The sequence below is a fragment of the Mongoliibacter ruber genome (genome assembly GCF_003003005.1).
GTDB classification, from domain to species: domain Bacteria; phylum Bacteroidota; class Bacteroidia; order Cytophagales; family Cyclobacteriaceae; genus Mongoliibacter; species Mongoliibacter ruber.
In genome coordinates, this window is sequence record NZ_PVTR01000005.1 from 331,402 (window position 1) to 342,634 (window position 11,233).

General features: G+C 41.5%; 3 protein-coding genes. 1 reads left to right on the plus strand and 2 read right to left on the minus strand.

Annotation, left to right across the window (positions count from 1 at the left end):
- Positions 1–120: 120 nt before the first annotated feature.
- On the plus strand, positions 121–1,383 hold the full coding sequence (locus CLW00_RS10500; protein ID WP_106133639.1) for an NAD(P)/FAD-dependent oxidoreductase: 1,263 nt from the start codon (positions 121–123) through the stop codon (positions 1,381–1,383).
- Positions 1,384–1,440: 57 nt separating this feature from the next.
- Here CLW00_RS10500 and CLW00_RS10505 read toward each other — a convergent pair whose 3' ends face one another.
- A complete protein-coding gene (locus CLW00_RS10505) occupies positions 1,441–5,718 on the minus strand; it encodes a hypothetical protein (protein WP_106133640.1) in 4,278 nt (1,425 codons plus the stop codon).
- A 31-nt stretch (positions 5,719–5,749) separates the two neighbouring features.
- The gene (locus tag CLW00_RS10510; protein ID WP_106133641.1) at positions 5,750–11,110 is read right to left on the minus strand and encodes a hypothetical protein; all 5,361 of its coding nucleotides are present in this window, start codon (positions 11,108–11,110) and stop codon (positions 5,750–5,752) included.
- Positions 11,111–11,233 lie beyond the last annotated feature (123 nt).

Here is an 11,233-nt window from a genome sequence, read left to right on the forward strand (position 1 = left end):
TCCTTTATAAGTTATAAAAGCTCCTTTTCTCCAGAGAAGGAGCTTTTTTTATGTGAGATTTATCACTGTTATAGTGCTCTGAAGGGTTTAGCTTTACTATCAAATCAAACCCCAATAGCCATGAGCCACTATAACGTAATAATAATCGGAGGAGGTACAGCAGGCATTACTGTCGCTGCTCAACTACGCAGAAAAGACAAGTCAATCAAAACAGCATTGATCGAACCTTCAGAAAAACACTACTACCAACCGGCTTGGACGCTGGTAGGTGCGGGTACTTTCGACTTTAAAAAAACAGAGAGAAAAGAAGCTGATTACATCCCAAAAGGGGTAGATTGGATCAAGGATTTCGCACAATCTTTTGACCCGAAAAACAACAAAGTAGTCACCAAAGACGGTTCGGAGTACACTTATGACTTCTTAGTAGTGGCTCCAGGTTTAGTTGTTGATTTCAGTTTGCTACCTGGATTGAAAGAGGCAATGCAAACTGATTCTGTTGGAAGTATTTATACTGATCCGGAGGGTTTTTGGAAAAAACTGCAAAATTTCAAAGGAGGAAATGCGGTCTTTACGCAAGCCAATACACCTATAAAATGTGGTGGAGCTCCTCAAAAAATCATGTATTTGTCGGAGCATTATTTTAGGAAAAAAGGGATTAGGGACAAAGTTAATGTGATTTTTGCAACCCCAGGGACTGTGATATTTGGGGTAAAGGAAATTGCAAAAACTTTAAGCAAAATCATAATTGATAGGGACATCAATCTAAAGACCTATTATGCTCCCGTCAAAATAGATGGAGAAAAAAAAGAAATTACGTATCGATTTATGAACAGCCATTTGCAAAACTGCGCAATGGTAGTGGACAATAATCTAGGAGAAGATATTGTGGGAGAATCCGAAATAAAGATGAAATATGACCTGCTACATCTTGCCCCACCCCAAAGGGCTCCTGATTTCATCATTGAATCCCCATTTTCATATCAAGAAGGCCCAAACAAAGGTTGGCTAGAAGTAGATCAATTCTCCTTACAGCATAAAAGGTTTGACAATGTCTTTGGGCTAGGTGATGTCGTTGCTTTGCCTACTGCAAAAACAGGCGCAGCTGTCAGAAAACAAGCACCTGTAGTGGTCGACAATATCATAAAGCTGATAAAAAGCAAGAAAATAGGAGAGCAAAAATACGAAGGTTACTCTTCTTGTCCTCTGGTAACGGGCTACGGAAAGATGGTCCTGGCAGAATTTAAATATAACAATGTAAGGGATAGCGACCCAATCATTTCCAAGTTTGTAAATACCAATAAGGAACAGTACTCCATGTGGCTACTCAAAAAGTACGGGCTTCCTTTCATGTATTGGAACCTGATGTTAAAGGGACGAGCTTGATCAAAAAAAGCTTGAAATGAAAAAAGACCTGCCTTTTCCAAAGCAGGTCTTTTCTGCTTAATAATTTTCACAAGTAGGACAACAGACAAATGGTACTTTTGTGAGCGGAGAAGTCCTCAAAATCCTAAATTGTCCTAGCCCTGATGAAAGAGGCAGTTGGTTTTCATGGGAATGATTCCCACCTTGGAAATCACCGGACCATTGGTTTGCCGCAAATCCCGCAAACCCTGTCATACCTCTTCTCATGTTTCTAATATGATCCGAAAAGTTGGTGATATTACCATACACTTCCACTACAATCACACTCAATGGACTATCCTCAGGTAGTCCCATATTCTTTAATAATTCCGCAATTTCCAAGCTGGAAAAAGCGACAGTTCCCATTGAATGTAGATTTTTGTGAAGGGAAAGAAAAGCGCCAATATCCACTATCTCAGGCTTGAATTCAAAACTAACTGGCTTGCTTGGGGTATTAGACGCTGCTGGTACAAAAGTAAAAGACTGAAGCTTTTTTTCAATTTCAGATGCCTTTTGCTCTTTCTCTTTTTCGAAATCATGTCTCATAATCTTTTCTGACAATAAGATATTTCTAAAATCCAGTCCGTCTGCCTGACTTACCTGGGTATAAAGCAAAGACCACAAACTTGTTCTCGGTGGTTTTGCAGTAACATTTTTCCCTTTTAAAACTGCCTTAGCAAAAGGTGCACTGACATATAGAAAATTTTCATCTCTGGTAACACTACAAAGCAAATTCGGAAATGGGTGCTGAAGTCCTGTCACTCTAATTGGTCTTCCATACCTCCCTTGGGCAGTAGACCACAAATTATCTTCCTGCTCCGCCCAATGGGTATGCCCAACCCTAAACTCGTAAGTAAAAAACCCAAACATTTCAGGACTTTCAGGATGAAGTCCCGGAGGAAGAGGCAAAATATAATGCCTATCACTGTCATTGGCTTTGATCATGGGCTGCATGGCGTCCAAGCCTGCCATATCATCGGATTGTCCAGGTACAACGACACGAGTAAACTCAGGGGCAATCGGTAAGTCAGATTCCTCCGGTGCCGCAAACTGATCCAAATTATTAGAACTCAGCAATTGATCTGGGGAATTAGCCAACACCCGACAGAAGTAAGTATCATCGGGACTCTGAATAGCCTCATCAAACTCCACCCAAAGGTATTTGCTGCGTGCTTCGGTGCTGCTGTAATCATCGGAACGGTGATAAGGAGAAAAGGCTAATCCTACAGATACAATTTTAGGAACCTGACTTGGTCGTAAAACAGTTGGCAATTTAAGGTCCTCAGCCAGCACTTGATCTATCGGGGCATGACCTTTTTTGACATGTGGTGTAATGGTATAATCTACCCATAACTCATCAGGAAATCTAGGGTTGCTATTGGACACCGACCTCCTAAATGGAGATTTGGGTTCAACAGCATCTATAAAAACTATCCGTGTGAACCCTCTTTCAACACGTCCAAACCTATTCTCCTGCAAGGATTCGAATGAAGCGGTCTCCAGAAATTCAATATCTCCTACATTGGATTCCTGAATGGGTGCAGGGCCATCTGATGGGTAATCGATACTTAAGCCAAGCACCTCTTTAAGCTTTCTTTGTAGGATTTGACGTGCCGTGTAATTACCTGAAGCGGCCTCTATCATATCCCTTCTGAAGACAGTTGTTTTGCCAATACTGAATGCTGTTGTTTCAAGGCTGTCCCAAGCCCAATCTCTATTGACTTGATAGCTGAGGCAACCTAACCAATGATCCTGAAGTTCAGACCTGCTGGCAAAAGTCACACTACTGCCATCGGGTGCAAGCGAATGTCTGATTCTACTGCTTACTCCAAACACTATCCTTTCACCTTTAGGAGCATACAGTGTCATGCCTTTGGCCCTCAATCCCAATGCCATCGCCAAGCGTTGAACGATATCAGGGATTTCCTGAGATTTATTTTTGAGCAAATGAAATTTAAGAATATCCTTTAGATTTCCTTTGGTCACGGGGACTTCATTTGCCCTTAAAAACAATGCCTGATGTGTCGGAATATTTTTATATGGTATCAAAAGACTTTCTTCAGAATCAGTTTCTTTATAAAACAAAAACTGCAATACTTTCCCATACCTGCTATCCAGTTCTGGATTTCCTTCATTGATCAATCCAAAATACGTCTGATCATCCACAGAGCCTCCATCTGCTACTGCCCTTAGGCTTAATCTTATATGCCTTCCTTTTGGAAGGATAATTCCTTCCATTTTATCCAAATCTTCTTTTTTGAGGTCGTCCCTTAAAAAAGGGTTGGTAGGTTCTCCAAGGTTCAAAACAGGCACATCAATGAAAGCAATAGGAACCTCTAATCCCTCAGTAAAGTCCTCCGAAAAATTTCTTTTGGTGGTGTACAAAGTGATATAATTTTCATTCCCTTCAAGACTGAGCTGATTGTCCATTTGTAATGTTTTCACTTCTATTTTGAACTCCACCATATTGGCATCGGGATCAGGAACTCCCAAGACCAACTGATCATCCGTATTGAAGTCAAGATTTTTCAGCATTTGAATAGGATCCTGTCCCCTTTGTTGGTATTTACCAGTCAATACCACTCCCGGATATTCCATAAGTGGCCTTTGGATCTTCAACAGCTGATTGTCTAAAAAGGTGGTTTCCTCCTTATCCTCAGCATTAAAGTATTTCCCCTCTAGCTTTGAGATATGATCCGGTTTTTCTATTCTTAAATTATCAGGTGCTAAATATCTTTTGAAAGAAACAGTGGTCTGAGGAGAAGGTCCTGCATGAAGCGGGTCATCCTCAAGGGATGGCCCTCCCCCACTAAGGTCGGCCATTCTTATTCTGAATTGATAAGTTTTCCCATACCTCAGCTCCGTTCTTATTTCCGGAGCTGTCAACACATCATTTTTTTCGGTTTGTTTTGGTTCTTCTTTTGGATTTTCTTTATCGTCAATAAAACCTTTATTTTTTTTATCGTTTTTATAAATCTCTATGGCATCCCTATCTTCGACAGCCATACTTTTCCCGATCCAGTTAGCAAAGTACATCGGCAACCAATAAGGGTTAGGCTGCAGGGTACGCTTCTTGGAGGGGTAAACCTGATGTGGCAGTTCAACAGTCCTATCTTCTAGGTTATCTGTAAGTGCAATAATACCCCTATTCAAAAAAGCCTTGTTGAGGTTTTCCCATTCTGCTCCTTCCTGCTGCTCCCTGACATCAATTTTGTAACCTGCCACTCCCAAAGGCGAGTCTACCCTTTTCCCATTTCCAGGTATTTCTGCTTCATTCTCAACCAGTTGCCTGATATACCAAATTAAGATCTGTTCATCATCCCAAGCCAACCTTATACCAGACTCATATTGGGGATGAATGCCGTCTGGAATTTCTTTAAGAATATCTGTGCTTACTGCCTGACCTGCATGGACAATCTTGGCAAACCCGTCATCATACACGATACTTTCTTTGAAAAGTGTGTCCCATGGGGCTGGAGGAACCACCTCAAATTCTGTCTGAGCACTTTTTCTATACAAAACTGGGAAAAGAATAGGGGCAAAAACCGGACGTGATTTCTCTTCTTCCAATTTGGGAATTCTAGCGGCGTATCTTTTGATAAGGGGACCATCATCATGCTCCAAAGTTTGATTCTGGATTTCAGCCCATGCCTGATTGCTTACATCTACATACAAATACCCGCCATCTGCGATTTCATCAGGACTCAAGTCGATTTTTGTTTTGTAGATCATTCCGCAAGCTTCAGCTAAAAGAGGTTGCTTGAATATGTAGGCAAATACTTTTCCCCAGCTCAACACCTTCTTGGGTTGATAGTCAATAATTTCATCAACCTCTTTTTTCAAGGCACATTCATAACTATCGTCCGTGACAGCATTGGGGTGGGCAGGTCGGGTAAAATTAAAACTTCGTCTGTAGGACTCCGGAAGGAATTTCTTCACACTCAGGTTTAAGTCCAGCACATCACCAAGTTTGTCTTGTGTATCACTGATATTGTCAATACCAAAAATATCTGCAACACCTTTAATGGTATCATACTTTTTTTCGCTGGGCTTGATGGCAGCAGTCACCAATCTTGGTTGCCTATTGGCTGCTGAAGCATTGCTTAGCGGAAAATCGTCCAAGCCTTTGACAAATGCCAGAGAAAACTCAGGTTGAAGTGTTACAAAAGGAGGCACTTGCTGAACTGGACTTAACCCTAGCTGAAATGGTTCAAATGGATTATGATTCCTTGGAACGATGACTATGTTAACATGAAGGCTTTTCCCATCAAATCTTTGAGGGAAAACCATCGTGGTGAAAGCTCTGAATTTTTCCATAATTAAGATTATTTAAAAATGATGGTTTGGATCAGGCGATTTGCCTTCTTTCTTGCCAAGTTTCTTCGAAACTAATATCTATGACAAAGCAGATGCTGATTTCCAGACCAAATGTCATGGAGGCAACACATTCTGTTCTATTACCTGACCTTGAAACACCTCCAGCTGCTTCTATATAAATGGTGACTGACACCAGTCCCATGGCTAGACTTATCCGGCCCTTGAACAGAATCACAGCGAGCAGTTGGAATTTATCCTTTGCTATAAAAAGATCCGCTCCTACCAAATAAGTCACACTCACATTCCCTATGACAGGTAGCCCAACAGTGATGTTTGCCCCAAAACCAAACTTCATACGTACATTGGGGCCATCTTTGGTATCGCAGGCAAGCTTCAAATCCACTTTTCCTACAGCATAAATGGTGGCTACACTAACTGTGGCACACATCACCTGTAAGCCTCCTTTAAACTGAAGAAAAGCCCCTGCTGTGGGAATCAATTGATTTGGCTGAGAAGTAACCTTTAATGCGGCATTGAAGAAAAATCCAAGCGCCATGGAAGCTTCAAGCCTCAGTGGTGTATTGGGGTCATTGTATAGTTCACCCGGAGGAAACTGAATGGTTGGGATTTCCTGTGAAGCCTCAAATTTATATTCCCAAATCTCACCTGCATTCCCCATGGCTATTTTTAAGCCTTTTTTCATAATATCGGCATAATCTCCATTGCCCAAAGAAGCGAGGATCTGCAAAATATTTACTACAGTTTCCAACTCTTTTGAAAGTTGTACCTCAGGAACAGAAATCCCATTGGATGAATTACCTCCTGAAGACAAGTCTCCTTCATATCCGGGCATTTTCCCTTTGTAGGCATCGAAATTTCCTTTGATGCTCATCAACCTTTTGAAACTGCCCAAGTCTACCACCATGGCCACATCTTTAACCCGGCTCTTCCATGTATCTGCTGCATTTTGAGCAAATGAGTTGATGTCAAAATCCAGCTTGGAATTTTGTTGGGATCCATTGTTGGGAGTGATTTTATAGTCCATATAAATCCTCAGGACATTAGGCATATTCACTATTTCCACCTCATTGGCTGTTGGCATTTCAAAGGATACTGCCTGACCTATTAATGGGTTTTTTGTTCCCGACAAAAGCTTAAATCCTTGAGCAACTACAGCTTCACCTGCCTTGACAGGATCTATTTCCAGCAATTCCATGACCTTGATATTGCCATCATGGTAATCAACCTCATTGAAAGCCTTAATAGCAATATTGGGATTATTTGCTGCAAAAACGTTGTATAAGGGTACAGCTGATCCAAAATCACTACTCGCATTTCCACTATTAGGGAAAATCGTATTATCCCGCATGAGCCTGTATGCATCAGCAAACAATGGTGGCGTTTTGCTCAATATTTTTTTGGAATTTCTTGCAAATGATGGTGTAAGAAACAGTGCTTTTTGAGTAGCTGTGGATTGTAAAAATCCAAAGTTCAGGGTATCAGGCTGAGGGTTCCTTACTATTTCACCTGGGTTGGCCAAGCGAATTAAGTTTTTTTGGACTACTTCAGGATTGACTACTTTTTCTTTGATCCACTCACCTGTTCTGATCACAGGAATAGCTTCATGAATAGGCAATGGAGTGACATCTCCTGTACCCCTTTCATGAGAAACCAAGGTCCAACTGCCATCTTTAGGAAGAAATACCGACCCTTTTGGAGCAATCACAAAAACAGGAGAACCTGAATTGTCCTTGGCGTGGGTAAAGTCTACCCTGCTTACTCTCATTTGCTGACCACTCTTATTGAGGTCAATAATACAATCTACATCAGCCCCTATGATGCCCCCTTGGAGGTCCAGTAAGGAAACAAATTGGTCCTCTGTCAACGGAATACCAGTTGGGGCCAATTGTACATAACCTAGGATTTTTTTGGCAGGCACTTTACCGTCATTATGCCCCTGTACTGTGTTTTCCAGCAGAATATCCGCATCAAACCATACCGGCACACACTTTATATCTTGCTTTCTAGCTGCACCAAGTTCAACCTCTTCACCAAAAATATTGATAAATGCTTCATTCTTGACATAATCCCTGGTATCACTAAACTCAGGCATTGTAGGGTCTTCCTTTATATTTTTGATATCAAAAAGCCCATAGACCAAGCCTGGATGCAGCTTATATGGACTTTTTTCCTTGTGTAGCTCCCCGTCCCTTTTGAACTGATAACTAAAATCAAAAAGTCCATCTGACTCAGCCTGCCAACCACTGTCAGTACGGAAGACAAAACCATTTGCTCCCCTAAAAATTGTGATCGTTCTGACTACCCGAATGCCCCAAGGATAAATCAAACTCTTCACTTGAATCACTTCATGAGCAGTACGCCCCAGCATCACTTCAAACTTGGCCTGGGAGGTCTGAGCTATTGCTGCTGAAGGACTGACCCAATCACTGAAAGTACTGGCTCCATAGCCTGTAAAGTCGATTCTTGAAAGCGGAACTCCCCTGCCTGTGACCTGACTAGGTTGTGCCTGATCTATAAAAAATTCTCCATTGAAAATGTAGGTGACGCTGTGTCCTAAAGTACTTGTACCTGTTGCGCTTCCATTATTATCCAGAATATTGGAAAGTTGGACGGTCATTCCGGCAAACATGGGTTTGTCATCTTTATCAGGGGATTCAACTTCCTTATCAGAAAATTTCTTTCCGTGATCTCCTGCTATTGTACTGATGTGCAGCCCACCTTTTACATTTTCAAAGAAGCTTGGCTGAACCATCTGTACTGAGGGTTTAGTCTTTTCCTTTTCATTTATATAAGTCAGGAATGAAACGGCCTTCAAGCCAAACGGAAGTGTAAAAAAGCATTGAAGTATGGAGTTCTGGTCATTTTTGTATCTCTGCGTAATAAAATGACTTAAAGGAAGGGGGGCAAGCTGAATGGGAATTGGGTAATTGTTGAAAATCCTAGTTGGTCCACCATCATTTGGATAATAATTAAAACCTCCTTTGGGATCACCTGGCATGGTAATTTCGTTACCATTGGTATCTTCCACTGCATCAGGAGGACTTAAGTTGTATACTGGTTCCCAAGCTACTTGAGGCAAAACAAATACCCTAGCCATAGTAGCAGGCAACTGAACTTGCATCCCATCAATGATCAACCCTGAATGGTTAACTGCCTCAATATCATAATTCCCTTGTTCAACTTCCTTAGCCACTCCTGTCCTTTCATCTCTGCGTCCTCTGCCAGGGCGATAGTTCCCAGGCCCAACGGCTACCCCCATTTGATTGGCATTGCTACTGACATCCAACAAGGTAAAATAGTCCAGCAGCTGTTGACCAAACAAGTCGCCAAATTGCTTTTCATAATCCGGTAATTCATTTACCAACCTAGAATCGTTTTTGCGGTTTTCAGGAACTATAGGTTTAAACTCCCTTATGGGTTTGTATACAGAGGCTTGTTGGGCAGTAGCGGTTGACACAGGAGCGTTTTGTGGGGCTGAAGGAAACCCCTGTAGCGCTTGCGCATGATGAAAACTAACTGTCAACTCATCCAAATCCTTCTCCAATGGCTTTTGTACAAGCTGACAGATCAACCAATTTTGAACCCCATCCAATCCTTTTTGGATATTCACTCGGGTATCTCTCCTCCATTTATAATTGACCAAATAAGGATCAGGCAAAGTAGGCATGTATCCAAATAGACCAAACTGTAAAAAAGTATGGCTTTCAGTTATTTTGTCCCAAGTTGAATTGATTACTCCGAAAATGATACAGGAATTCACAGGAGAAACTGAAAAAAGTCCGTTTTCCAGAGCTATGGCTCTTGTCTTAAAACCTGGCATCCTACGATCCGCTTTGCCCTCTTGGTTGTCCCAAATGATGTTACCATCATAAAAATAAACTGCATTTTTTTCGGCGGAAGCAAAGGTGACAAAGACTGAATTCTTAGTCTTTATTTCAAAAGCATGGCCATTTACTTGCACTGGTCTATCCAGTTGTACATCGGCATTTACTTCAGTCATCGTCAACTCAACACCTTCTGCAAGCACATTATAAACAAACGGACTTTCTTTTGAAAAAAAGAGATGTAAGGAAGTGCCGTGGGGATTTAGATTATCCTTGTAATGTTGAATATCCTGATAGACTCCCAACCAATTAGACTTGACATCGGTTATGCCTATCCTTCCAGGATCCAATAAAAACAAAGGTGAAATCAATCTCCCTTCATTACCATGCTGCCCAAGACAGGAAACCCTAAAACCCTCTTTGGTCAAAACAGCCAAGCCTCCTGCACCTGAAGCTTGAAGGGGAGCATTGATATCCAATAATGCTGCAGGGATAGCCCACCATGAAGCTTCCAGACCTGCTTTTCCATTTAACTTCACGTAAGGGCTTTTTTGGTCAAGGATTTCAAGTTCCTCTTTATCACATCGCATAGGTATCATCAACCTATTGGTCCTTTGATGAAAAAATGGAGTACCGGAAGTAAGATGGCTGAATCTCATCTCTTCCCCATAGAGCATGCAAGATGCTTCTGTAATATTGTTGATTTTGGCGATTCCTGGACTTGTAAACTCAAATTCAAATTTTTCCGGTTGGTCTAATTTCAATTCTCTTGCATCCTGACCTAAGCCTTCTTCACCCTGTGAAGTGAATTCTTGCGCTTTAAGCTCCAAAGCAACACTTACTTTGGACTGATTGGGAATTACCAGCCTGTTTCCAACAATAGATGGTTTGGTACTGAGCTTGACTGCACCGTTTTTTACTGCCAATCCAATGTACCTATCTGAAGGAAGGCCAACAGCAAAAAGATCAGCCCTTATCCAAACAGACCCTTCTACCAAACTATATTCATTTCTGGACGAATCAGTAAGTTTATCACTTTGCAATACCAATCTACCAGATGAACTCCACCGACCTGTAAAAAGCAGCGCAGGCTGGTTATTACCTGGCTGAAAGAGCGTTACCATCTTTTCTACACGATATACATCTACAAAAATCTCGCGCCCATCAATGTGTGGAAGAGGTCCATAAGTGACTTCGGGCCTAGAACCTGCAGCCCACTGCGGCACACTATTAGGTACCTGAGTACTACGTATTGGCACTTCTCTGAGAAATACTCGGGTATCTGAGGATCTCTCCTCCTGCCTTATGTCTTTCACTGCCTTCCTGACCGACGCCCTCTTTTGTTCGTCAATTTGATTTTTTTGAAACAAATCCATCCTGTCAAATACAAAGGATTGATTTCTAATCTGACTGACATCTTGCTTTGCCAAAGCCGAAATCGTTATAGGCAAAGCGGCCTCCCAGTCATCTCTTTGTTTTTTGGTAAATGTCTGAAATTGTCCAAAAACAGAGGACAGAAGCTCCTGAATGTTCTGCATTTCTTCCATTGCATAAAAGGTTAAGAGGTAAAAAACAGTTTGCAGCTTTTTAAATCCCACCAAAAAAATTATGCTTCCAACCTAAAAACTTTTCCAATCACCGCACAAGAACAAAATTCAAAAACAGCGTTA